The sequence below is a fragment of the Streptomyces sp. T12 genome, from assembly GCF_028736035.1.
GTDB lineage: Bacteria > Actinomycetota > Actinomycetes > Streptomycetales > Streptomycetaceae > Streptomyces.
Genome location: NZ_CP117866.1, coordinates 7,446,415 through 7,470,990, shown reverse-complemented (window position 1 = coordinate 7,470,990; position 24,576 = coordinate 7,446,415). Strand labels below are relative to the sequence as shown.

Below are 24,576 nucleotides of genomic sequence, written 5' to 3'. Positions count from 1 at the left end.
TCAGTGCCAGGCCTCGTAGTGCGGGTTGCTCTGGCAGCCGCTCATGATCTCGACCTTGGTCGTCTTGTTCACCGGGCAGACGCCGATGATGTACTTCCGGGCGATCCCGCCGGGGAAGGCGACCTCGACCTGATCGGCCCATTTGTGGGTGTCGCCGATGGTCTTGTTGACGTCGATGCCGCCGGGGGCGTCGATGTAGTAGTTCCAGCCCGACTTCCACCAGTTCTTGTACAGGTCGTGGTCGTAGGTCGTGGACACGTACGGGGAGGGCTGGTTGACCAGGACGTACTGCTCCAGGTCGTACTGGCCGTTCACGACGTCCTTGGGCTTGAAGCCCTCCTCGAAGACGATGTTCGGGCCCCGGCCGTCGGCCCGGTAGAGCGTGCCGCAGGTGGTGCGCCACGCCGGGTCGGGGGTGATGCGGTCGACATCGACGCGACGGTCGACGGCGGCCTTGATCCTGTCGTCGTACTGGACGGGACAGGCCGCAGGGGCGGGGGCGGCCGCCTTGACGAGGGTCGTGCGAGCCGAGGCGGGGACGGTCTCGGGAGCCGTGGCGGCCGTCGTCGCGAGAACGGCCGAGAGGGACAGGACGGCGGCAGCGGCTCGCCGCCGCAGACGAGTTGTGATCATAAGGAGCACGATCCCGGGCCCGTGGTGGCAGGTCGTGGAACGTCACCCGTACGGCGGCGTGTCCACTGACCACAGGTCAACTACGCCTCGGCTAACGGAAGATGCCGGTGTGCCCCAGGGAGTAGCGGCCCGGCTGCGGGTAGACGGCGAGGCCGTGCGGGCCGCTGCCGACGGGGACGCGCGCGAGCTCTTCGCCGGTGCGGGTGTCGATGGCGTACACCTCGGAGTCGTAACGGCCCGACAGCCACAGCACCTTGCCGTCGGCGGAAACGCCGCCCATGTCGGGGCTGCCGCCGTCGGGGAGGTGCCACTTCTTGGTGAGCATGTTCTGGGTGAAGTCGAAGACGGAGACGGTGCCTTCGCCGCGGTTGGAGACGTACATCTCGCGCGAGTCGCGGCTGACGTAGAGGCCGTGGCAGCCCTTGCCCGTGGGCAGCAGCGTGGGCTCGGTGAACTTGTCGCCGTCCAGGACCCACATGCCGTCGGCCATCATGTCGGCGATGTAGAACCGCTTGCCGTCCGGGGAGACCTTCACGTCCTGCGGCATGGCTCCGTCGAAGGGCAGTTTCTGCTGCCCGACGACCTTCATCCGCTCCGTGTCGACCTTCAGCAGTTCGCCGCTGAACTCGCAGGAGACGATGAAGTAGCGGCCGTCGAGGGAGAAGTCGGCGTGGTTGACGCCGTAGCAGGTGACCGGCTCGGTCTTGATCCGCTTCATGGTGTGGGGGTCGCGGAAGACGAGTTCGCGGTCGAGGGAGGCCATGACGACGGCGTACTTGCCGTTGGGGGTGAAGTAGAGGTTGTAGGGGTCGTGGACCTCCACCTCCTTGCCCGCCTTGCCGGTCTTCGGGTCGATGGGGGTGAGGGTGTGGCCGCGGTTGTTGTTGACCCAGAGGGTCTTCAGGTCCCAGGACGGGACGACGTGCTGGGGCTGGCGGCCGACGGGGATGGTCTCGATGATCTCGTACGTCTTCGGGTCGATGACGGAGACGGTGTCCGACTCGGTGTTCGGGACGTAGACACGGGACGGGAAGTCCTTGACGACCGGGGAGAGCTTGTTCGGACGGTCGGCGGCATAGACGTCCTTCGGGTCCAGGACGGGTGGCATGCCGGGCAGACCCTGGACGGTCTTCTTCTCCGGGGCGGGGATGGCGGCCTGGGTTCCGCCGCGGGACTCGGGGGCGGCCCGGGTCTTGTCCTTGGCGGACTGGGTGCCGCAGGCGGCGAGCGCGAGGATGCCTACGCCGGCGAGGAGGGTGCGGTGGAGGAGGTTCATCGGCAGTTCTTCCAGTGCGGCGGGGAGGACGGCGACCGGGTTCGCGCGGCCGGGGTGCGGTCGGTAGTGATCTCTTGACCATTTAATGAGGATTGCGTCGAAAAACGCACGATTCACCCGATAAGCGGTTCGTACGGGTCGCCGTGGCCGGCGCCAAGCGGTCTTGCCCGCAGGTTTGTCACCGTTCTTGCAGCGGAGCGCTCAGCGGTCCGCCACCCGCATCTCGAACCATGTCGTCTTGCCGCGCGGCAGCAGGTCCACGCCCCAGCGGTCGGAGAGTTTGTCCACCAGGAACAGGCCCCGGCCGCTGATGTCCATCTCCTGGACCGGCATCAGGCAGGGCAGGCCGCGGGAAGGGTCGCGGACCTCGATACGGATCCAGCCTCGGCGGCGGCGCATGCGCAGGCCGAAGACGCGGGCGCCGGTATGACGGACGGCGTTGCCGACCAGTTCCGAGACGAGCAGGACCGCGTCCTCCGTCATCTTCGGAGTCAAGCCCCACTGACGCAGGATCACCACCTGGGCCAGCCGCCGCGCCGTCGCCGCGGACTCGGGGCGGGACGGGAGCGGAACCTCCGCCTCCGTGGGATTGCCGAACAGCTCCAGTACCTTGGAAGCAGCTTCGTCCTCGGCCGCCGGCGACCAGCGCGCCGCGGCCGCACGGCTGTGTCCCCGCGGCTGTTCGATACCCTCCAGCCCCGCCATGCCCCCATCATGGCCGCCGACAGGGCTCTCCGGGGCCGTTCCCGTGGAATACACCCCCCGGAAGCGCCCATTCCGCACGACTCGGTTGGCATATGACAGGGGCAGTTCGGTGTCGCTGACAGCCTGTCTGACCTGCGACGAAGGGTCCACTGGAGGCAATCGACAGGCTCCCTCGACAAGACACGCTTAAGGTTGCCTTAAGGCTGCCATAAACCGCCCCATCGAGGGACCCGGATCAGACGTCCTGTCAATTGCAAGTGGTTCGGCGGAGTTTCAGACCGGACTTTGCCAGGCCCTCAGAGGAACTTCGCCTTGCCCGGCCCCTCCTCCACGAAGCTCCGCATCCCCCGCTCCCGGTCCTCCGTCGCGAACAGCCCCGCGAACCAGCCCCGTTCCACCGCGAGGCCCGTCTCGATGTCCGTCTCCAGGCCCGTGTCGATCGACTCCTTCGCCGCACGCAGTGCGATCGCCGGGCCCTGCGCCAGCTTCGCCGCCCAGGCGTGCGCTTCGGCGTAGACCTGGTCCGGCGCCACCACGCGGTCCACCAGGCCCAGCTCCCGCGCCTCGTCGGCCTTCACCATGCGGCCCGTGAAGATCAGGTCCTTCGCCTTCGACGGGCCGATCAGACGGGCCAGCCGCTGGGTGCCGCCCGCGCCCGGGATCAGGCCGAGCAGGATCTCCGGCTGGCCCAGCTTGGCGTTGTCCGCCGCGATGCGGTAGTCCGCGCACAGCGCCAACTCGCAGCCGCCGCCGAGCGCGTAGCCCGTCACGGCCGCCACCACCGGCTTCGGGATCCGGGCCACCGCCGTGAACGACTCCTGCAGGGCCCGCGCGCGCAGGACCATCGCCGCGTGGTCCATGGCCTGCATCTCCTTGATGTCCGCGCCTGCCGCGAACACCTTCTCCCCGCCGTAGATCACCACGGCCCGTACGTCGTCACGACGGCCCGCCTCCTCGGCGATCTCCTTGAGCCTGTCCTGGGTGGCGACGTCCAGCGCGTTCATGGGCGGGCGGTCGAGGCGCAGGACGCCGACGCCTTCGGCGACTTCGAGATTCACGGTCATGCCAGCAGGTTAACGGGGGCTAACGGTCACCGCTCCGGTGCGGTCGATCACACTCGGCCGGGGGTCTGGGGGTTGCCCCCCAGGCAGGCACAGCACGGGGGCTAACGGTCACCGCTCCGGTGCGGTCGATCACACTCGGCCGGGGGTCTGGGGGTTGCCCCCCAGGCAGGCACAGCACGGGGGCTAACGGTCACCGCTCCGGTGCGGTCGATCACACTCGGCCGGGGGTCTGGGGGTTGCCCCCCAGGCAGGCACAGCACGGGGGCTAACGGTCACCGCTCCGGTGCGGTCGATCACACTCGGCCGGGGGTCTGGGGGTTGCCCCCCAGGCAGGCACAGCACGGGGGCTAACGGTCACCGCTCCGGTGCGGTCGATCACACTCGGCCGGGGGTCTGGGGGTTGCCCCCCAGGCAGGCACAGCACGGGGGCTAACGGTCACCGCTCCGGTGCGGTCGATCACACTCGGCCGGGGGTCTGGGGGTTGCCCCCCAGGCAGGCACAGCACGGGGGCTAACGGTCACCGCTCCGGTGCGGTCGATCACACTCGGCCGGGGGTCTGGGGGTTGCCGCCCAGGCAGGCACAGCACGGGGACCAACGGGTGCGGCCCCGGTGCCGTACCTCACATCGAGGCACAGCTCCGGGGCCGCGGAAACGCAGTAGGCCTACGCCTTCCACTTCTCCCACGACATGTTCCAGCCGTTCAGGCCGTTGTCGGGAGCGACCGTCGCGTCGTTGGAGTTCTTCACGACCACCACGTCGCCGATCATCGAGTGGTTGAAGAACCACGCGGCCGGCGTGCCGCCGTCCCAGGCGCCCTTGACGTCGCGCAGGCCGATGCAGCCGTGGCTGGCGTTGTAGTTGCCGAAGGCGCCGCCGCCCCAGTAGTTGCCGTGGATGAAGGTGCCGGAGTCGGTCAGACGGGTGGCGTGCGGGACGTCGTCGATGTCGTACTCACCGTCGTAGCCGACGGTGTCGCCGTTCATCCGGGTCTCGACGAACTTCTCGGTCATGACCATCTGGCCGTTCCAGGTGTCGTACCCGGGCTTGCCGGTGGTGACGGGGATGGTCTTGATGACCTTGCCGTCCTGGGTGACCTTCATCTTCTTGGTCTTCACGTCGACGACCGAGACCTGGTTGCGGCCGATGGTGAAGGAGACCTTCTTGTCCTGCTCGCCGTAGACGCCGGGGCGGCCCTCGACGCCGTCGAGGTTGAGGTCGACCGTGACCTTCGTGCCGGGCTTCCAGTATTTCTCGGGACGGAAGTCGAGGCGGTCGTTGCCGAACCAGTGGCCCTCGACCTCGACGGCCGGCTCGGTCTTGATGGTGATGGCCTTCTCGACGTCCTCAGGGCTGGTGATGCCCCGGGTGAAGCGGATCGAGAACGGCATTCCGACGCCGACCTTGGAGCCGTCCTCCGGCGTGAAGGTGCCGAGGAAGGTGTTCTTCGGCGTCAGGGTGGTGAAGTCGGCCTCCTTGGCCGCCTCCAGACCCTCGGCGTCCTTGGCGACCGCGTGCACCGTGTACGTCGTGGCGGCGGCGAGGTGCGTGGACGGCGTCCAGCTGGCGCCGTCCCCGGATATCTTGCCGTCGACCGCGTTGCCCTTGGCGTCCTTGACCTCGACGTCCGTCAGCTTGCCCTGGGCCGCGGTCACCTTCAGCGCGCCGCTGGTGTCGACGGACTTGGCGCCGTCACCCGGCGCTATGGTCACGACCGCCTGCGACTTCTGGGTCTGCGCCGTGCCGGAGTCCTTGCCCTTGCCGTCGCCGGACCCCGAGTCCGAGCCACCGCCCCCGCCGCACGCGGCGACCGCGAGCAGCAGCACCCCGGCCAATGCCGCCTGCCCCTTGCGCCCACGCCCGCCACTCGTTCGGCTCGTTCGCCTCCCGCGCGCGTCAACCGACGCCCCCGATATCGGCCGCACGTTCAAGTCCTTCTCCCCTCCCCGGGCCTGGCCAGGCCCGCGCCCCCGCGCATCTGCCGCGCGCATCGGCGCATATTAACCACAAGGTCATGGGCGTCGGCGCCGCGCGTTTGTCACCGTTCCGTTCCAACATCGACAGATAGCCGGTTGGTCGAGCAACTCACCCCCCTGTCCTGTTACTTCACCGCACTCCCCGTCTTCCACTCCTTCCAGCCCATATTCCATCCTCCGAGCCCATTGTCGGGAGCGACCTTTTTGTCATTGCTGCGGACCACCTCGACGACGTCCCCGATCAGGCTGCGGTCGAAGAACCAGCCCGCGGGCGTCTCGGAGCCGCCGCCCTTGACGTCCCTGAGCCCCACGCACCCGTGGCTGACATTGCTCCGTCCGAAGAGCGAGGCATCCGCCCAGTAGTTGCCGTGCAGGAAGGTGCCGGAGTCGGTGAGGCGCATGGCGTGCGGGACGTCCGGGATGTCGTACTCGCTCTTGCCGTTGGCCTTCTTGAAGCCGACCGTCGCGCCGTTCATCCGGGTCAGCTCGAGCATCTCGGTGACCACCATCTTGCCGTTGTACGTCGTGTTCTTGGGTGCGCCGGCCGTGATCGGCACGGTGGTGAGCAGCTCGCCGTCGCGCCGTACCTCCATGGTGTGCTTGGCGGCGTCGACGAGGGAGACCTGGTGGCGGCCGACGGTGAAGGAGAACGTCTTGTACTGCAGCCCGTACACCCCGGGCGCGCCTTCGACGTCGCGCAGGCGCAGCGCGACGGTGACCTGGGTGCCGGGCTTCCAGTAGTGCTCGGGGCGGAAGTCGAGGCGGGACCTGCCGAACCAGTGCGGGCGGATCTCAACGGCCGGCTCGGCGGTGACCTGGACGGCGCGTTCGACGGCGGCCCGGTTCTCGATCTCCCGGTTGAACTCCAGGGAGACGATCATTCCGGTGCCGACGGTGGAGCGGTTCTCCGGGGTGACGTATCCGATGAACCGCTCTTCGGGGACGTACGTGGTGAAGGTCGTGTGCCGTGCGCTGCGGCGTCCCTGGCCGTCGACGGCCACCGCGTCGATCGTGTACTCGGCGGCCAGCGCGAGCCCGGGGTCCTCGGGCTCCCAGCGCAGGCCGTCCTTGGAGATGTGCCCGGGTACCGGGAACTCCTGCGCGTCCTGGGACTTGACGACCTTCACCGACTCCAGGTGCCCGTCGGGCACCCGGACGAGCAGCCGGTCGTCGGGGCGTACGCCCTTGCTGCGGTCGTCGGGCATGACCCGGATGACGTCCTCGGGCGCCGGCGGTTTGCCCAGCATCTGGTCGACGCCGCCGCCGTCCGAGGTACAGCCGGTCACCCCGGCCAGCAGGCCGGCCCATGTCAGTACGGCGGCCAGCACGGCCCCCGCGCGCCGCGCGCGCCCTTGTACATGCCTCACGAAGACCCCAACGACCGGGGCGGCCCTGGGGAAACGTGAGTGCGAGCCATGCGGTGGGCAGAACAGTGGGGAGGACGACGCGATGGGGAGCCGCGGACCGGGACACCGTGGGCTCTCCTCCCCCTTCGTGTGGTCCCTGAGCCGTGGGAGGCCGACAGGTGTCGAGCGCAGCCGAGCAGGAGGCGGTGGCCGAGGCGGTCGCCGCTGAGGAGGGGCGCCCGGCCGCCGTCGTGAACGGCGCGCAGCGCAAAGCCCCTGCCGTGCCCGTATGGCCGGGCACGCCCGTGCCGCTCGGCGCCCGCTTCCGGGTCGGTCCGGACGGGGTGGCGGGCACCAACTTCGCGCTGTGGGCGGGGGGAGCGGAGGCGGTCGAGCTGTGTCTGTTCGACGAGGAGGGCAAGGAGACTCGGGCCAAGCTGACCGAACTGACGCACGAGATCTGGCACGGCTTCGTGCCGGGCGTCATGCCGGGGCAGCGCTACGGCTACCGGGTGCACGGCCGCTGGGACCCGTGGACCGGCGGCCGCTGGAACCCGGCGAAGCTGCTCCTCGACCCGTACGCGCGCGCGGTGGACGGCGACTTCAGCCTGCCGCCGGAGGTGTACGGGCATGTCCGCGACTGGCCCCAGCAGCATGTCGCCGACACGGTGCGCGACGACCGGGACTCGGCGCCGTACGTCCCGAAGGGTGTCGTCGTCCACGATGACGACGACTGGGCGGACGACCGCCGGCCGAAGACGCCGTGGGCCGACTCGGTGATCTACGAGGTGCACGTCCGGGGCTTCACCGAGCTGCATCCGGGGATTCCCGAGGAGCTGCGGGGGACCTACGCCGGACTGGCGCACCCGGCCGCCGTCGAGCACCTCGTCAAGCTGGGCGTGACGGCGGTGGAGCTGCTGCCGGTGCATCAGTTCGCGCACGAGGACCATCTGCTGCGCAAGGGCCTGCGCAACTACTGGGGCTACAACTCCATCGGCTACTTCGCCCCGCACGCCGCGTACGCCGCCTCCGGTACGACCGGTCAACAGGTCGGCGAGTTCAAGCGGATGGTCCGTGCCCTGCACGAGGCCGGGATCGAGGTCATCCTCGACGTCGTCTACAACCACACGGCGGAGGCGGGCGAGCTGGGCCCGACGCTGTCGCTGAAGGGCATCGACAACCGGGGGTACTACCGGTTGCAGTCGGACGCGCGCCGGTACGCGGACTACACGGGCTGCGGGAACACGCTGCACGTCGTCCAGCCGCACGTCCTGCGGCTCATCACCGACTCCCTGCGGTACTGGGTGACGGAGATGGGGGTGGACGGCTTCCGCTTCGACCTGGCGGCCGCGCTGGCCCGCTCCATGCACGACGTCGACATGCTGTCCCCGTTCCTGGCGGTCATCGCGCAGGATCCGGTGCTGCGGCGGGTAAAGCTGATCGCCGAACCGTGGGACGTGGGGTCGGGCGGATACCAGGTGGGCGCCTTTCCGCCGCTGTGGACGGAGTGGAACGACCGCTACCGCAACGCCATACGGGACTACTGGCGGGGCGCGCTGCCGGACGTGCGGGATCTGGGGTACCGCCTCTCGGGGTCGAGCGACCTGTACGCGTGGGGAGGGCGGCGGCCGTACGCCTCCGTGAACTTCGTGACGGCGCACGACGGTTTCACGCTGCGGGACCTGGTGTCCTACGAGCGCAAGCACAACGAGGCGAACGGGGAGGGCAACCGGGACGGGTCGAACGACAACCGGTCCTGGAACTGCGGGGCCGAGGGCGAGACGGACGACGAGCGCGTCCGGGCGCTGCGGCGACGGCAGTTGCGGAACCTGCTGACCACCCTGTTGCTGTCGACGGGCGTGCCGATGCTGGTCGCGGGTGACGAGCTGGGGCGCACCCAGCGGGGCAACAACAACGCGTACTGCCAGGACAACGAGATCAGCTGGCTGGACTGGGGGCTGCTGGAGGACCCGGGCTGGAAGGCCCTGTTCGACCTGACCTCCCGGCTGATCGAGCTGCGGCACCGACACCCCGTGCTGCGCCGGCGGGCCTTCTTCTCCGGGCGGGCACACTCGGCCGACGGCCTGCGGGACCTCGCCTGGTTCACTCTGCGCGGCACGGAGATGACGGAACGGGACTGGTACGCGCCCGCCGCCACGCTGGGCATGTATCTGTCCGGGCGGGACATCCCGGGCCGCGACGAGCGGGGGGCGCCGATCCTCGACGACAGCTTCCTGGCCGTCCTGCACGCCGGGGACCGGCCGGTGAGCTTCGTGCTGCCGGGGCCGCCGTGGGCGGAGCGGTACGAGGTGGTCGTCGACACCTCGCGGGAGGAGCAGGGGGAGGCGCCGGGGGTGGAGCACCGGGCGGGGGCGGCGATCACGGTGCCGGCGCGGGCGGTGTTGCTGCTGAAGGTGGTCGGCTGAAGCGGCCGTCGCGCGGGGCGGGCGCCCCACGGGGATCGAGGACGTGCAGAGGGACCGGGTTGCGTGAACGCCGTATGAAACCCGCGCCGGTTGCGCCGCCCGTCCCTTGACCCTCGGGTCGCACCACTGGCAGCGTGCCGATCATGAGGCTTCCCGCGGCGCACCGATCTGCGGGCGTCGCGCTCGTGGAGCGACGCCACGTCGATCTGTGCCGGCAGTCCAGCGCCGTCTGTCGCTGAGCCGTAGCCCTCCCCCTCCTCTCCCCTTCCTTCGCGTGCCCTGCTCCGGGGCACGCCGTTTCGAGGACCCCGCATGCCCGAAATATCCCGCCGCGCCTTCGGTGGTCTCGTCGGTGGCAGTGCCGTGACCGCCGTCGCCGGTACGGCCACCGCAGGCGAAGCCGCCGCAGCCGTCGAAGCCACCCCCGCCGAGCGCCCGTTCAAGGCCCGGCCCGCATCCGCGTCCGGAGAGCGCCCCAACTTCCTGGTCATCCTGGGCGACGACCTCGGCTGGGCCGACCTGTCCTCGTACGGCGCCCCGCACATCAAGACCCCGAACCTGGACCGGCTGGCCCGGCAGGGGGTGCGGTTCACCGACGCGTACTCCGGCTCCGCTACCTGCTCGCCGACCCGGTTCAGCCTGTACACCGGGCGCTATCCGGGCCGTACGAAGGGCGGGCTCGCCGAGCCGATCGCCAACAGGACGCAGGGGCTGGACCCGAACCACCCCACACTGGCCTCCCTCCTGAAGAAGGCGGGCTACTCCACCGCGCTCATCGGCAAGTGGCACTGCGGCTGGCTGCCGGACTACAGCCCCACCAAGTCGGGCTGGGACGAGTTCTTCGGCAACTTCGGAGGCGTGCTGGAGTACTTCTCCAAGCTCGGCCAGCTGGGCACGTACGACCTCTACGAGGGCGACGCGCAGTACAAGGACCTGCGGTACTACACGACTGTGCTGACCGAGCGGGCCGTGGAGTACGTGAGCCGGGACCACGACAAGCCGTGGCTGCTGAACCTCAACTTCACCACCCCGCACTGGCCCTGGCTCGCGGAGGGCGACGAGGAGACCGGCGCCGGGATCGCCGCGAAGATCCGCGCCGCCAAGTCCCAGGCGGAGGTGAGCAAGGCGCTCAACCACTACGACGGCGGCTCGGTCGAGAAGTACACGGAGATGGTGCAGAGCCTCGACGCCACCCTCGGGGAGGTGCTCGGGGCGCTGCGCCGGTCCGGGCAGGAGGACGACACCGTCGTGGTGTTCGCCAGCGACAACGGCGGCGAGCGCTGGTCGTACCTGTGGCCGCTGAGCGGCGAGAAGTTCGTGCTCCAGGAGGGCGGCATCCGGGTGCCGACCATCGTGCGCTGGCCCTCCCGCATCGACGGCCACCAGGTCAGCCACGAGCCGCTGTTCACCCCCGACTGGACGGCGACCCTGCTGGAGCTGGGCGGCGCCCGGCCCGACCCGGCGTATCCGCTGGACGGCACCAGCCTCGCCGGGTACCTGCTGCGGGGCGAGGCGCTGCCGGAGCGGGACCTGTTCTGGCGGGTGCGGGCGGGCCGGGCTCTCAGGCGCGGCGACTGGAAGTACTACCGGGACGCCGACGGCACCGACCACCTCTACGACCTCGCCGCCGACCAGCGCGAGCAGGCCGATCTCGCGCCCGACGAGCCCGAGTTGCTCGCCGAGCTGAAGACAGCCTGGGAGAAGGTCGCCGGCACCCTGCTGCCGTACCCGGACTAGCCGAGGATCCCCCGGTCGTACGCCGTCGCCACCGCGGCCGCGCGGTCCTTGACGCCCAACTTGGCGTACAGGTGGGTGAGATGGGTCTTCACGGTCGCCTCGCTGATGAACAGTTCGCGGGCGATCTCGCGGTTGGAGGTGCCCCTGGCGACCAGGGCCAGCACTTCGCGCTCGCGTGCGGAGAGCGGCTCGTTGCCGGGGGCCTTGGGCGCACGGACCGCGGAGACCAGACGGGAGGCGACCGCCGGGGACAGGACGGTTCGGCCCTCGGCGGCGGCCCGGACCGCCGTGAAGAGCTCGTCGCGCGGGGCGTCCTTGAGCAGATAGCCCGTCGCGCCCGCCTCGATCGCGGGGAGGGTGTCGGAGTCCGTGTCGTACGTGGTCAGCACGAGGACCTTGGCGCGGGCTCCGGTGCGGGCGAGGTGGGCGATCGCCTCGACCCCGCCGCCGCCCGGCATGCGCAGGTCCATCAGGACGACGTCCGGGTCGAGGGCGGTGGCCTTCTCGACCGCCTCGACGCCGTTCGACGCCTCGCCGAGCACGGTGAATCCGGGCGCGGAGTCGAACATGCCGCGCAGACCGTCCCGTACGACGGGATGGTCGTCGACGATCAGCACGGAGATCGGCGTTTCTCGAGGCACGTCAGCTGTCATGGCGCACCAACGGTACGCGAGCCGACAGGGCCGTTCCGTGCCCTGGCTCGGACTCGACCGTGAGGGAACCGGCGATGCGTTCGGCGCGGGCGCGCATGCCGTCGAGGCCGAAGCCGCCGGTGCGGGTGCGGTCGGGGACGGCGAGCGGGTCGAAGCCCTGACCGTCGTCGCGGATGTCGAGGATGACCTCGTCGCCCAGGAACGACAGGGTGACGCCGACGCGGGTGGCCCGTGCGTGCCGGGCGGCATTCGACAGGGCCTCCTGGACGATCCTCAGCAGCGTCGCCGAGACCTCGTCGTGGAGGTGTTCCGGGGTGCCGGTGACGGTGAACTCGGCGCGGACGCCGGTGCGTTCGCCCCATTCGGCGACCGTCTTGTTGAGGGCCTCGGGCAGTCCGTCGTTCGCCAGCGCCACGGGCGCGAGGTTGTGCACCGAGCGGCGGGCCTCGCCGAGGCTGTGGCGGGCGAGGGCCGAGGCGCGGTCGAGATGGGTGCGGGCCGTGGGCAGGTCGGGGGCGTTCGCGACGACCTGGAGCTGGGCGATGATGCCGGTCAGGCCCTGGGCGATGGTGTCGTGGATCTCGGCGGCGAGGCGGCGGCGTTCGTCGGCGACGCCGGCCTCCCTCGCCTGGAGGAGGAGTTGGGCGTGCAGGGCGGCGTTCTCGTCGTGGGCCTGCTGCAACGCCGTGTTGGTGCGCTCCAGTTCGGTGATGGTCTCGGCCTGGACGCGGGCGCGCTCCTGCTCCTGCAGGGCGAACCGGGTGAACACGCTGACCAGGCCCATGTTGAGGCCCAGGACGAGGAAGAAGCCGGTCCACAGGAGCAGCCCGTGCGGCGGCATGCCGCCCACCTCGCTGCCGGCCATGGTGATCGCGGTCAGGAGCAGACCGGGCATCACCAGTCGGCTGGGCAGTTCCCGGGCGGCGGTGTAGTAGCCGGTCACCGCGTAGAAGGCGAAGAACGGGTTGAGCCAGGTCAGCACGAATCCGAGGGCCCAGCGCAGGAAGTAGAAGCACACGCCGGTCCGGCTCGGGCCCGGCTGCCTCCGCTTCACCCTCCCCCACCACACCTGCAGCAGGGCACCCGCGGCAACGAGTACGGCCGAGGCGGCCATCGCGGAGCGGCCCATGCCGACCGGGAGAGCGGAGACCGCCGCCGCGACGACACCGGCGACCAGCAGCGCATAGGGCCCCCAGCTGTCGAAGGAGGCCCGGGGCTCCTGCGGCACGGTGTTCGTCATAGCCCCAGTGTCCGGCACGGCCCGCTCACTCCCAGCGGAACCAGCGCGACGCGGCGGCCGTGAGCAGCACCGTCCAGGCGGCGACGACACCAAGGTGCGTCCAGCCCGGCCAGTCCCCCGCCGCGGCCCTGTTCAGCGCCTCGGCGGCCGCACCGAACGGCGTGCAGCCGACGATCCGGGCGAGGACGTCCGGCATCGTCTGCACCGGCGCCCACACGCCCGCGCAGAACATCGACGGGAAGAACACGGCGGACCCGATGGCGCCGGCGATCTTCGTCGTCCGGGACAGGGCGGAGATCACCGCGCCGAGCGCGAGGGCGACCAGGGCGGCCAGGACCAGGGCGAGGAGGTATCCGAAGGGCTGCTCGGGCAGTCGTACGTCGAAGGCGAGCCGTCCGACCGCGAGGGCCAGCAGTGCCGAGGCCAGGGCGGCACCGCCGAACACCAGCATCTGCGCGGACAGCAGGGCGGTCGGCCGCACGGGGGTCGTGGACATCCGGCGCAGGATGCCGCGCTCGCGGTGGCCGGTGAGGGTCTGCGGCATGGCCTGGAGTCCGCCCACGATCAGGCCGAGCAGCACGGCCACGGGGACGTAGACGTCGACGGTCCGCAGTCCGCCGAGGTCGGCCTGGGGATCGCGGAAGGACGGGATGGAACCGAGGATCACCAGCAGCAGGGTCGGGAACAGCAGGATCCAGAAGAGCGCGCCGGGTTCGCGGCGGAAGAGGCGAAGCTCCGCCTTCAGTACGGCTTTGTTCAGGACGGCCGTGCTCATGCCGCCGCCTCCTTCGTGTCGGACCTGGTGAGGTCGAGGAACGCGTCGTCCAACGTGGCGTCGATGACGCGGAGTTGATGGGCGGTGACGTGCCGGCGGGCAAGCAGCGTGATCACCGCGTTCACGGTCTCGTCGGTGCCCGACAGGGTGAGGCGGCCGTCCTTGTGCGCGACCGACGCGAGCGCGGGCAGCGCGTTCAGGTCACCCTCGTCCAGCGGGGCGGACGGCGTGAAGCTGATGACGGTGGCCCCTGCCGAGCGGCGGATCAGGCCGGACGGGGTGTCCAGGGCGGCCACCCGCCCCTTGTCGATCACCGCGATCCGGTCGCACAGCCGCTGCGCCTCCTCCATGAAGTGGGTGACGAGCAGGACGGTGACGCCGTTCGCGCGGACGTCCTCGATCAGCTCCCAGGTGTCCCGGCGGGCGCGTGGGTCGAGCCCGGTGGTCAGCTCGTCCAGGACGACGATCCGGGGGTTGCCGATCAGGGCGAGCGCGATGAACAGGCGCTGCTTCTGGCCGCCGGAGAGCTTGCCGAACCGGGTGGTGAGCTTGGCGGTGAGGCCGAGGCGTTCGGCGAGCGGCCGCCAGTCCAGCGGGTGCGGGTAGAAGGCGGCGTACAGCTCCAGCGCCTCGCGGACGGTGAGCTTGGCCTGCAGCTCGCTCTGCTGCAGCTGGGCGCCAAGGACGCGGGCCACGCGCGCGTGGTCAGCGACGGGGTCGAGGCCGGTCACCCGGACGCGGCCCGCGTCGGGGACGCGCAGGCCCTCGACGCATTCGACGGTGGTGGTCTTGCCGGCGCCGTTCGGGCCGAGGATCCCGAAGATCTCGCCCTCCTCGACGGCGAAGGAGACGCCGTCGACCACGGCCCGGCCGCCGTAGGACTTGCGTAGATCACTGACTTCGACGACAGGTGTGGATGCCATGCCACGAGGGTCCCGGCGGGGCGGGGTCCGGCGCATCGGCCGTCGCGCTCGAAGGGGCATCAGCCGATCGGTTGATGGTCGCCTACGACTGGACGGACAAGGTTGTACGACCCCTCGAACACGCAGGTCGTAGGGCCAAAGCCCGATCCCGGTCCGGCCAAAACTCGGTGGGCAGTGTCAGTGGCGATCCGTAGGCTCGCTGCTGATGGTGACGACACGTGCAACCGCCGAGGACCGACCTGACCGAGCCGACCGTTCCGCCGTACGTACGCTGCTGCGCCTGTGGCCGTATGTGCGGCCCGTGCGGGTGCGGTTGTTCACCGCCGCGTTCGTTGCGGTCCTCGCCTCGTGCGTGGCGCTGGTCATTCCGCTCGTCCTGAAGTGGATGGTGGACGGGCCCATCGCCGACCGGGATCCGGCGGGGGTGTGGCTCGGGGCGCTGTATCTGCTGCTGCTCGGCTTCGCGGAGGCGTTGCTGTTCGGGCTGCGGCGGTGGCTGGTGGCGCGGCCGTTGGCGGGGGTCGAGGCGGGGATGCGGGCGGATCTGTACCGGCATCTGCAGCGGCTTCCGGTGGCGTTCCACGACCGGTGGGCGTCGGGGCAGTTGCTGTCGCGGGGCACGACCGATCTGATGCTGCTGCGTATGTTCCTCGCCTTCCCGTTGACGTTCCTGCTGGTCAACGGCGTGACGATCCTCGTCGGCGTGATCATCATGCTGCTCCAGGACTGGACGCTGGGGCTGGTGATCCTGATCCCGGCCGTGCCCGTGATGGTCACCTGCGTGGTCTTCGAGAAGCGGTACGCCGCGGTGGCGCGCCGCGCGCAGGACCAGGTCGGCGATCTGACGACGGTCGTCGAGGAGAGCGTGCTCGGCATCCGGATCATCAAGGGGTTCGGGCGGCACCGCAGTCAGGCGCTGGCGTTCCGGGAGCTGTCCCGCACACTGCGCGGCACGGAGCTGCGCAAGGCCCGGCTGCTGGCGACGATCTGGGGCGTCATCGTGACGCTGCCCGAGGTGGCCATCGGGGCGGCGCTGGTGCTGGGCACCGTGCAGGTGGCGGACGGGGAGCTGTCGGCGGGCACGCTGGTGGCGTTCTTGTCGACCGCGCTCGCGCTGCGCTGGCCCGTGGACTCGATCGGCTTCCTGCTGGCCATGAGCCAGGAGGCGGCGACGGCTACGGAGCGGTACTTCGAGGCGATGGACGCGGAGCCGGAGGGGCGCGAGGTCTCGACGGCGAAGGGGGACGGCGAAGACCTCGGACTGCGGTTCCACGACGTGCGGTTCCGGTATCCCGACGCCCCCGACGACTCCCCGCCCGTCCTCGACCGCATCGACCTCCACATCCGTCCCGGCGAGTCCATGGCCCTGGTCGGCGCGACCGGAAGCGGCAAGACGACCCTCACCGCCCTGGTCCCCCGTCTCCACGAGGTGACGTCCGGCCGGATCACCCTCGACGGCCACGACATCACCGCCATGACCCGCGAGGAACTGCGCTCTCTCGTCGCTGTCGCCTTCGAGGAGCCCACCCTCTTCTCGGCCAGCGTCGCGGACAACGTTCTCATGGGGGCCGCGGACGGCGCGGGCGAACCCGAGTTGGAGCGGGCGCTCGGCGTCGCGCAGGCCGGGTTCGCGCACGCCCTGCCGCACGGGGCCGGCACCCAGGTCGGCGAGCAGGGGCTCAGCCTCTCCGGCGGGCAGCGGCAGCGGCTGGCGCTCGCGCGGGCGGTCGTCGGCCGGCCCAGGTTCCTCGTGCTCGACGACCCCCTGTCCGCCCTCGACGTGCACACCGAGGCCGCCGTCGAGGCCGCCCTGCGGGACGTGCTCGCGGAGACGACCGCCCTCATCGTCGCCCACCGCCCGTCCACCGTGCTCCTCGCGGACCGCGTCGCCCTGCTCTGCGACGGCCGTATCGCCGCCGTCGGCACCCATCACGAACTGCTGCGCAGCAGCGCCGAGTACGCGCACCTCATGGCCGGGACCGAGGAGGCCGACCGATGACGGCGACGACCGCCACCGCACCGGGCAAGGACCAGCCGGCCGAGGAACCCCTGGGGCCGGACGACCCCTTCGACCGCGACGTCCTGCCCACTCCCCCGGGCGCCACCGCCGCCCTCCTGCGCTCGCTGCTCGCCCCGATGAAGGCCCGCGTCGCCGTCACCACGCTCCTGCTGCTGCTCCAGCAGGCGGCGGTGCAGGCGGGCCCGTTGCTGGTGGCGTACGCCATCGACTCGGCCGTACCGGCGTTCCGGCGCGACGACCTGGGGCCGCTGATCGCCGTCGGGGTCGGCTATCTGCTGTGCGCTCTCGTCTCCGGGGTGCTGCAGTACGCGTTCATCCTGCTCTCCGCCCGCGTCAACCAGGACGTGCTGCTCGACCTGCGCGGCCGTATCTTCCGCCATGCCCAGGCCCTGAGCGTCGACTTCCACGAGCGCTACACCTCGGGCCGGCTCATCTCCCGCTCCACCACGGACGTGGAGTCCCTGCGCGAGCTGCTGAACGAGGGCCTCCAGGAACTCGTCACCGTCGTCCTGTCCTTCGTCTACATCTCGGCGATGCTGCTCTGGCTCGACCTCGGCCTCGGCGCGGTCGCCGTGGCCTCGTTCGTGCCGCTGTATCTCCTCGTACGGCTGTATCAGCGGCGCGCCGGGCGGGTGTACACCCTGCGCTCCACCGCGATCGCCGCCGTGATCGTCAAGTTCGTCGAGACCATGAACGGCATCCGCCCGGTGCGCGCCTTCCGCCGCGAGGCCGCCAACGACGCCGACTTCCGCGTCCTCAACACCCGGCACGAGAGGATCAACGGCGACGCGCTGCTGGAGATGGCCCGCTATGTCGTCGGCTCCCGGCTCGTCGCCAACACGGCCGTCGCGTCGATCGTGCTGTGGGGTGCCTACCGGGTGGCGGGCGGCTCGCTGGCCCTCGGTGTGCTGGCGGCGGCCGTGCTGTATCTGCGGCGGCTGTACGACCCGATCGACCGGCTCGGCATGTTCCTCAACTCGTACCAGTCGGCGGCGGCCTCCCTGGAGAAGATCGCCGGACTGCTGGCCCAGACGCCGTCCGTCCCCGAGCCGTCCGCACCCCAGCAGCTCCCGGCACTCGAGTCCCGGCACCCCGGCCGCGAGGTCGTCTTCGACGGCGTCCGGTTCGGCTACCGCACCGGCGGCGAGGTGCTGCCCCGCTTCGACCTCACGATCCCGGCCGGCCAGACGGTCGCGGTGGTCGGCTCCACCGGCGCGGGCAAGTCGACGCTGGCCAAGCTGCTCGCGCGCTTCTACGACCCCTCCGACGGGCGGGTCCTCCTCGACGGCGTCGACCTGCGCGAGCTCGCCGTGCCCGAACTGCGGCGCGGGGTGGTGATGGTGACGCAGGAGGCGTTCCTGTTCTCCGGCACGGTCGCCGAGAACATCGCCATCGGTCGGCCGGACGCCACCCGCGAGGAGATCGAGCAGGCGGCGAAGGCCATCGGCGCGCACGACTTCATCAGCGCACTGCCCGACGGCTACGACACCGACGTACGCAAGCGGGGCGGCCGTATCTCCGCCGGTCAGCGCCAACTCGTCGCGTTCGCGCGAGCACTGCTCGCCGACCCGGCCGTGCTGATCCTCGACGAGGCGACCAGCTCCCTCGACATCCCCGGCGAACGGGCCGTGCAGCGCGCGATGTCGACGGTCCTGCAGGGACGCACGGCCGTTGTCATCGCCCACCGGCTGTCCACGGTCGAGATCGCGCACCGTGTGCTGGTGATGGAGCACGGGCAGATCGTCGAGGACGGCACACCGGCCGAACTCATCGCGGGGACGGGCAGGTTCGCGGATCTGCACCGGGCGTGGCGGGACAGTCTGGCGTAGGCGTAGGCGTAGGCGCAGGCGGACGGCGAGGACAAGGACGGGGCACGGGGGAACGATGATCGACGCGTACGAGGATCCGGGCGAGCCCGACTGTCGTGGCGGCGCCCGGTACTTGTGGTGGCTGGTCACCCAGCAGGCGGGACGGTCCGCGCTCGGGTCACTGATCTCCGCCGTCTGGATGGTGCTGCTGGCAGCGACGCCGTATCTGCTCTCGCGCGCGGTGGACGAGGGCCTGGCGCCCGGTGACTACGCGGCGCTGGCCGCCTGGACCGCTGCGCTGGCCGGGGTGCACGTGTTCAACGCCTGGCTGAGCATCATGCGGCACCGCACGATGACCCGGGTGCGGATGGACGCCCTGTTCCGCACCACCAAGGTCCTGGTCGGGCAGTCGGTCCGGCTGGGCGCCGCGCTGCCGCGCCGGATCGGGGCCGGGGAGGTCGTCACGATCGGCGTGGGCGACGTCCACACGATCAGCAGCTCCCTGACCGTCATCGGCCCCGGTTTCGGCGCGATCGTCGCCTATCTCGCCGTCGCCGTGCTGCTGGTGTCGGTATCGGTGCCGATCGCGGTCGTGGTACTGCTCGGGATGCCGGCGATCGCCGTGCTCGTCGGACCGCTGCTCGGCCGGCTGCAAGGCACCGAGACCGAGTACCGGGAGCGGCAGGGCGTCCTGACCGCACGGATCGCCGACCTCGCGGGCGGCCTGCGCGTCCTCAACGGCCTCGGCGGCAAGGACCTGGTCGCCGACGCCTTCCACCGCGACTCGCAACGGCTGCGCGCGCAGGGGTACCGGGTCGGGGCGGTGACCAGTTGGGTGCAGGCGCTCGGGATGGGGCTGCCGACGCTGTTCCTGGCCGTGGTGACCTGGCTGGCGGCCCGGCTGGCCGCCCAAGGTGCCATCACGGTCGGCGAGTTGGTGTCGGTCTACGGCTACGTCGCGGTCCTGGTCCGCCCGATGGCGTTCGTCGTCGAGATGGTCTACCAGGTGGCCCGCGGCTTGGTGGCGGCGCGGCGAGTCGTACGGTTCCTGCGCCTGGAGCCGATGCCCGACACCGGCACGCGGGACGCTCCCGCGGAGCCGACGACGCTGCACGACCCCGAGTCCGGGGTGCGCGTGCTGCCGGGCCGCCTGACCGCACTGGCCGCCGCGCTGCCCGCCGACGCCACGGCCGTCGTGGACCGCCTGGGCCGCTACGTCCCGTCGGCGGCGGCCTGGGGCGACGTACCCCTGAGCGAGATCGCGTTGCCGCAGCTGCGGGAACGCATCCTGGTCGCCGACCACGAGGCCGACCTGTTCGCGGGCACGCTGCGGGAGCTGATCGCCGGCCACGCGGGCCCGGACGGCCGGGACGAGGCGGCGATCACACGGGCGGTCCACACAGCAGTCGCCGAGGACATCGTCCGAGCCCTCCCCGACGGCCTCGACACCCCCATCGACGCCCAGGGCCGCAACCTCTCCGGCGGCCAGCGCCAACGCGTGCGCCTGGTCCGCGCGCTGCTGGCCGACCCCGAGGTGCTGCTGGCGATCGAGCCGACGTCCGCTCTGGACGCCCACACCGAGGCGAGGGTCGCGGAACGCCTGCACACGGAGAGGCGGGGCCGTACGACGGTGGTGACGTCCACGTCCCCCCTGCTCCTGGACCGCGCGGACACCGTGCACTACTTGGTCGACGGCAAGGTGGCGGCCACGGGCACGCACCACGAACTCATGGACAGCGAGCCGGGATACCGAGCGTTGGTAGCTCGGGACGAGGACGCCGAGGAGCTCTTGAAGTGACGGAAGCTCAACGCCCTCCAGGGGCGCGGGACCGTATCAATAAGCGGCTCCGCCGCGGGGCGCGACAAACCACATCGAACCCGCACCCGGCAAACCACCCGAAGTCCCGAGCTCTCAGCCGTAAAACCCTCCCCATCGCCGAACCCAAGGATGTCGGACGCGCCGCCCTCCGCCTGATCCGCGCCGACGCAAAGGCCTTCACAGCCCTACTCGCCCTGAACTCACTCGCCGCCATCGTCGGCCTGGCCGGCCCCTGGCTGGTAGGCCGCATCATCGACGAGGTCCGCGCCGGCCACGGCGTAACGGCCGTGGACAAACTGGCCCTGGCGATCCTGATCGCCGCAGCAGCCCAGCTGCTGCTGGCCCGCTGGGCCCGTTACGTGGGCCACCGCTTCGGCGAACGCACCCTCGCAAGGGTCCGCGAGGAATTCGTGGACCGCGCCCTCGCCCTCCCCGCGTCCGCCGTGGAACGAGCCGGCGCCGGCGACCTGACCGCGCGCGGCACCTCGGACGTCGCCCTCGTCGGCACGACCCTGCGCGACGTCGGCCCCGATCTGCTGATCAACTCCGTACAGGCGCTGTTCCTGCTGACCGCGGTGATCACGCTGGACCCCCTGCTCGGCCTCTGCGGAGTACTCGGCTTCGGCGGCATCTGGTGGGCCCTGCGCTGGTACCTGCGCCGCGCCCGCGCCGGCTACCTCGCCGAGGGCGCGGCCACCTCGGAGGTCGCGGAGATCCTCGCGGCGACCGCGACCGGCGCCCGTACGGTGGAGGCCCTGCGCCTCGAACGGCGACGCGTGGCGGCGAGCCGCGACGCGCTGGAGACGTCCCGCCGCACCCGCTTCCACACCCTGTTCCTGCGCACCGTCTTCTTCCCGGCCGTCGAGGTGTCGTACGTCGTCCCGGTGGCGACGGTCCTGCTGCTCGGCGGCGTGCTGCTGGAGCGGGGCGCGCTCAGTCTGGGCTCGGTCGTCGCGGCCGCCCTGTATCTGCAACGGCTGAGCGAGCCGCTGGACGAGATCCTGATGCGGGTCGAGCAACTGCAGAGCAGCGGCGCCTCGTTCGCCCGCGTGGAGGGCCTGGCGCGAGCCCCGCGGGCGACGGACACCGACTCGCCGACCCCCGCGGACGACCGGATCGACGTGACCGGCGTGCGCTACGCCTACGACCGCGGCGGCGAGGTCCTCAGCGATGTCGACCTGACCGTGCGGCCGGGGGAGCGCCTCGCGGTGGTCGGCCCGTCCGGAGCCGGGAAGACGACCCTGAGCAGGCTGCTGGCGGGCGTGGACGCGCCGACCGCCGGCTCGGTGACGGTCGGCGGCGTCCCGGTCGTCGCGCTCGGCCCGGAGCAGCTGCGCCGCCAGGTCGTCCTGGTCACCCAGGAGCACCACGTCTTCCTCGGCACGGTCCGCGACAACCTCCGTATCGCCGAACCGTCCGCCACGGACGAGGAGTTGTGGACCGCCCTCACCGCGGTCGGCGCCGACGCCTGGGTACGGCGGCTGCCCGACGGCCTCGACACGGCGCTGGGCGACGGCGGCTGCCGTACGGACGGCTCGCAGGCCCAGCAGCTCGCGCTCGCCCGCGTGGTGCTGGCCGACCCGCACACCCTGATCCTCGACGAGGCGACGGCCCTGCTCGACCCGACGACCGCCCGCCACACCGAGCGCGCCCTGGCCGCCGTACTGGAAGGCCGCACGGTCATCGCCATCGCCCACCGCCTGCACACCGCGCACGACGCGGACCGCGTGGCCGTGATGGAGAACGGCCGCCTCACCGAGCTCGGCACCCACGACGACCTGGTCGCGGCGGACGGGGCGTATGCGGCGCTGTGGCGGTCGTGGCACGGGGAGCGGCCCGCCTCGCCCGGAACGGCGTAGGCCTGATCAGGCGATCTATGCTCGGTGCCAGCACTGTCCGCTTCTCCTGGGGAAGTCCGTTGAACTTCTGGTCGATCTACGAGCACGGCTTCGCGCGGGTCGCCGCGTGCACCGGCCACACCGTCATCGCCGACCCGCAGGCCAACGCCGAAGCGGCCCTGCGGCAGGCGCGCCGGTGCGCGCGGGAGGGGGTCGCCGTCGCCGTCTTCCCCGAGCTGGGCCTGACCGGCTACTCGATCGAGGACCTGCTGCTCCAGGACGCGGTGCTCGACGAGGTCGAGGAGGCGCTCCGGACGGTCGTGGCCGGATCGGCCGACCTGCTTCCCGTGCTGGTCGTCGGCGCCCCGCTGCGCCATCGCCACCGGATCTACAACTGTGCGGTGATCGTGCATCGCGGCCGGATCCTCGGCGTCGCGCCCAAGTCGTACCCGCCGAACTACCGCGAGTTCTACGAGCAGCGGCAGATCGCCTCGGGTGAGGACGAGCGCGGCGGGACGATCCGGATCGGCGGCGAGACGGTGCCGTTCGGGGTGGACCTGCTCTTCGAGGCGGAGGACGTCCCAGGTCTCGTGCTGCACGCGGAGATCTGCGAGGACATGTGGGTGCCGGTGCCCCCGAGCGCGGAGGCGGCCCTGGCCGGCGCGACCGTGCTCGCCAACCTCTCGGGCAGCCCGATCACGGTGGGCCGGGCCGAGGACCGGCGGCTGCTGTGCCGCTCGGCGTCCTCGCGCTGCCTGGCGGCGTACGTGTACTCGGCGGCGGGTCTGGGTGAGTCGACCACCGACCTGTCCTGGGACGGGCAGACCATGATCTACGAGAACGGCGCCCTGCTGGCGGAGACGGCCCGGTTCCCGCTCGACGACCAGATCGCGGTGGCCGACGTCGACCTCGACCTGCTGCGGCAGGAGCGGGCCCGGACGGGCACGTTCGACGACAACCGCCGGGCCCACGCCGGGCGCACCGGGGACTTCCGGCGGGTGCGGTTCCGGCTGGACCCGCCGGCGACGGACCTGGGCCTCAAGCGCCGGGTCGAGCGCTTCCCGTTCGTGCCCGCGGACGCCGAGCGGCTCGCCCTGGACTGCTACGAGGCGTACAACATCCAGGTCGCGGGGCTCCAGCAGCGGCTGGCCTCGATCGGCGGCCCGAAGGTGGTCATCGGGGTGTCCGGGGGCCTGGACTCCACGCACGCGCTGATCGTCGCGGCCCGGGCGATGGACCGCGCCGGGCGCCCGCGCAGCGACATCCTGGCCTTCACCCTGCCCGGCTTCGCCACCAGCGACCACACCAAGGACAACGCCCACAAGCTGATGAACTCGCTCGGCGTCACCGCGGCCGAGCTGGACATCACGCCGACCGCGCGGCTGATGCTCAAGGAGATGGGCCACCCGTTCGCGTCCGGCGAGCCGGTGTACGACGTCACCTTCGAGAACGTGCAGGCCGGTCTGCGCACCGACTACCTGTTCCGCCTCGCCAACCAGCGCGGCGGCATCGTGCTCGGCACCGGCGACCTGTCGGAGCTGGCGCTGGGCTGGTCCACGTACGGCGTGGGCGACCAGATGAGCCACTACAACGTCAACTCCGGTGTGCCGAAGACGCTGATCCAGCACCTGATCCGCTGGGTCATCACCAGCGGCCAGTTCGACGAGGAGACCGGCCGGACGCTGGCCGCGATCCTCGACACGGAGATCAGCCCGGAGCTGGTGCCGGGCGAGGAGATGCAGTCCACCGAGTCGAAGATCGGCCCGTACGCGCTGCACGACTTCACGCTCTTCCATGTGCTGCGCTACGGCTTCCGGCCCTCGAAGATCGCCTTCCTGGCCTGGCACGCCTGGCACGACCCGGACGCCGGTGCCTGGCCGCCGGGCTTCCCCGAGGCCAAGCGGGTGGCGTACGACCTGGCCGAGATCCGGCGCTGGCTGGAGGTCTTCTGCCGTCGCTTCTTCGCGTTCGCACAGTTCAAGCGCTCGGCCATGCCGAACGGGCCGAAGGTCTCGGCCGGGGGTTCCCTCTCCCCGCGCGGCGACTGGCGCGCTCCGTCCGACGGTACGGCGCATGCGTGGTTGCGGGATCTCGACCGCTTCGACGCCTGAGACGTCTGGTCCGTTTATCGAACGTGAACTCCCGGACAACGAACGATTTCCGGCCAAGTTTCTGACGCGGTCCTGACAGTAACCGCAATCAGCTGCCACTCTTCCCACGGCCGCGACACAGCAACCCCACAGCACCGTCACACGGCGGTGCCCGCGGCTGAACTCCCGCACGCGCACGTCGGTTTCCGCACGCGCACGTCGTTCTGCGTACCACCCCGCTCCGCCCG

18 protein-coding genes are annotated in these 24,576 nt (G+C 71.1%); 8 read left to right on the top strand and 10 right to left on the bottom strand.

What is annotated here, in order from left to right:
• The 6 genes from PBV52_RS33735 to PBV52_RS33710 all read right to left on the bottom strand — a co-directional run bounded on the left by PBV52_RS33735 (window position 1) and on the right by PBV52_RS33710 (window position 7,020).
• Window positions 1-633 carry an ADP-ribosyltransferase gene (locus PBV52_RS33735; protein ID WP_274243513.1) on the bottom strand — a complete coding sequence of 211 codons (633 nt, stop codon included), beginning with the start codon at window positions 631-633 and terminating at the stop codon, window positions 1-3.
• A gap of 91 nt (window positions 634-724) precedes the next feature.
• Window positions 725-1,909: a YncE family protein gene (locus PBV52_RS33730; RefSeq protein ID WP_274243512.1), complete on the bottom strand. Its 1,185-nt coding sequence runs from the start codon at window positions 1,907-1,909 to the stop codon at window positions 725-727.
• 201 nt (window positions 1,910-2,110) lie between these two features.
• Complete coding sequence (locus PBV52_RS33725) at window positions 2,111-2,614, bottom strand: ATP-binding protein (RefSeq protein WP_274243511.1); 504 nt, start codon at window positions 2,612-2,614, stop codon at window positions 2,111-2,113.
• Window positions 2,615-2,910: 296 nt separating this feature from the next.
• On the bottom strand, window positions 2,911-3,678 hold the full coding sequence (locus PBV52_RS33720; RefSeq protein WP_274243510.1) for an enoyl-CoA hydratase/isomerase family protein: 768 nt from the start codon (window positions 3,676-3,678) through the stop codon (window positions 2,911-2,913).
• Between the two features lie 664 nt (window positions 3,679-4,342).
• Window positions 4,343-5,608, bottom strand: coding sequence for an Ig-like domain-containing protein (locus PBV52_RS33715; RefSeq protein ID WP_274243509.1), 1,266 nt, complete (start codon window positions 5,606-5,608; stop codon window positions 4,343-4,345).
• Between the two features lie 170 nt (window positions 5,609-5,778).
• Window positions 5,779-7,020, bottom strand: a complete 1,242-nt coding sequence (locus PBV52_RS33710; RefSeq protein WP_274243508.1) for an Ig-like domain-containing protein — start codon at window positions 7,018-7,020, stop codon at window positions 5,779-5,781.
• Between the two features lie 158 nt (window positions 7,021-7,178).
• Here PBV52_RS33710 and glgX point away from each other — a divergent pair, with 158 nt between their 5' ends.
• The 3 genes from glgX to PBV52_RS33700 all read left to right on the top strand — a co-directional run bounded on the left by glgX (window position 7,179) and on the right by PBV52_RS33700 (window position 11,162).
• Complete coding sequence (glgX, locus tag PBV52_RS33705; protein ID WP_274243507.1) at window positions 7,179-9,425, top strand: glycogen debranching protein GlgX; 2,247 nt, start codon at window positions 7,179-7,181, stop codon at window positions 9,423-9,425.
• A 143-nt stretch (window positions 9,426-9,568) separates the two neighbouring features.
• Complete coding sequence (locus tag PBV52_RS51870) at window positions 9,569-9,664, top strand: putative leader peptide (RefSeq protein WP_373921940.1); 96 nt, start codon at window positions 9,569-9,571, stop codon at window positions 9,662-9,664.
• Window positions 9,665-9,737: 73 nt separating this feature from the next.
• On the top strand, window positions 9,738-11,162 hold the full coding sequence (locus PBV52_RS33700; RefSeq protein WP_274243506.1) for a sulfatase: 1,425 nt from the start codon (window positions 9,738-9,740) through the stop codon (window positions 11,160-11,162).
• Here the strand turns inward: PBV52_RS33700 and PBV52_RS33695 are convergent.
• From PBV52_RS33695 to PBV52_RS33680, 4 genes are read right to left on the bottom strand one after another with little or no spacing between them, the layout of a single operon-like run.
• Window positions 11,159-11,815 (bottom strand): response regulator transcription factor, encoded by a 657-nt coding sequence (locus tag PBV52_RS33695; RefSeq protein ID WP_274243505.1) that lies wholly within the window; start codon window positions 11,813-11,815, stop codon window positions 11,159-11,161. The two genes, PBV52_RS33700 and PBV52_RS33695, sit on opposite strands and share 4 nt — an antisense overlap.
• Window positions 11,805-13,055 carry a sensor histidine kinase gene (locus PBV52_RS33690; protein ID WP_274243504.1) on the bottom strand — a complete coding sequence of 417 codons (1,251 nt, stop codon included), beginning with the start codon at window positions 13,053-13,055 and terminating at the stop codon, window positions 11,805-11,807. The genes PBV52_RS33695 and PBV52_RS33690 overlap by 11 nt, the downstream gene beginning before the upstream one ends.
• Window positions 13,056-13,080: 25 nt before the next feature.
• A complete protein-coding gene (locus PBV52_RS33685) occupies window positions 13,081-13,830 on the bottom strand; it encodes an ABC transporter permease (RefSeq protein ID WP_274243503.1) in 750 nt (249 codons plus the stop codon).
• Window positions 13,827-14,753, bottom strand: coding sequence for an ABC transporter ATP-binding protein (locus PBV52_RS33680; RefSeq protein ID WP_274243502.1), 927 nt, complete (start codon window positions 14,751-14,753; stop codon window positions 13,827-13,829). Before PBV52_RS33680 ends, PBV52_RS33685 begins: the two co-directional genes overlap by 4 nt.
• Window positions 14,754-14,958: 205 nt before the next feature.
• Between PBV52_RS33680 and PBV52_RS33675 the strand changes: the two genes are divergently transcribed.
• The 5 genes from PBV52_RS33675 (at window position 14,959) to PBV52_RS33655 (ending at window position 24,349) form a co-directional block, all read left to right on the top strand.
• Window positions 14,959-16,752 (top strand): ABC transporter ATP-binding protein, encoded by a 1,794-nt coding sequence (locus tag PBV52_RS33675; RefSeq protein WP_274243501.1) that lies wholly within the window; start codon window positions 14,959-14,961, stop codon window positions 16,750-16,752.
• Window positions 16,749-18,602: an ABC transporter ATP-binding protein gene (locus PBV52_RS33670; RefSeq protein ID WP_274243500.1), complete on the top strand. Its 1,854-nt coding sequence runs from the start codon at window positions 16,749-16,751 to the stop codon at window positions 18,600-18,602. Before PBV52_RS33675 ends, PBV52_RS33670 begins: the two co-directional genes overlap by 4 nt.
• Window positions 18,603-18,657: 55 nt before the next feature.
• The gene (locus PBV52_RS33665; protein WP_274243499.1) at window positions 18,658-20,379 is read left to right on the top strand and encodes an ABC transporter ATP-binding protein; all 1,722 of its coding nucleotides are present in this window, start codon (window positions 18,658-18,660) and stop codon (window positions 20,377-20,379) included.
• A 134-nt stretch (window positions 20,380-20,513) separates the two neighbouring features.
• Window positions 20,514-22,259, top strand: coding sequence for an ABC transporter ATP-binding protein (locus tag PBV52_RS33660; protein WP_274249767.1), 1,746 nt, complete (start codon window positions 20,514-20,516; stop codon window positions 22,257-22,259).
• A 59-nt stretch (window positions 22,260-22,318) separates the two neighbouring features.
• Window positions 22,319-24,349, top strand: a complete 2,031-nt coding sequence (locus PBV52_RS33655) for an NAD(+) synthase (RefSeq protein ID WP_274243498.1) — start codon at window positions 22,319-22,321, stop codon at window positions 24,347-24,349.
• Window positions 24,350-24,576 lie beyond the last annotated feature (227 nt).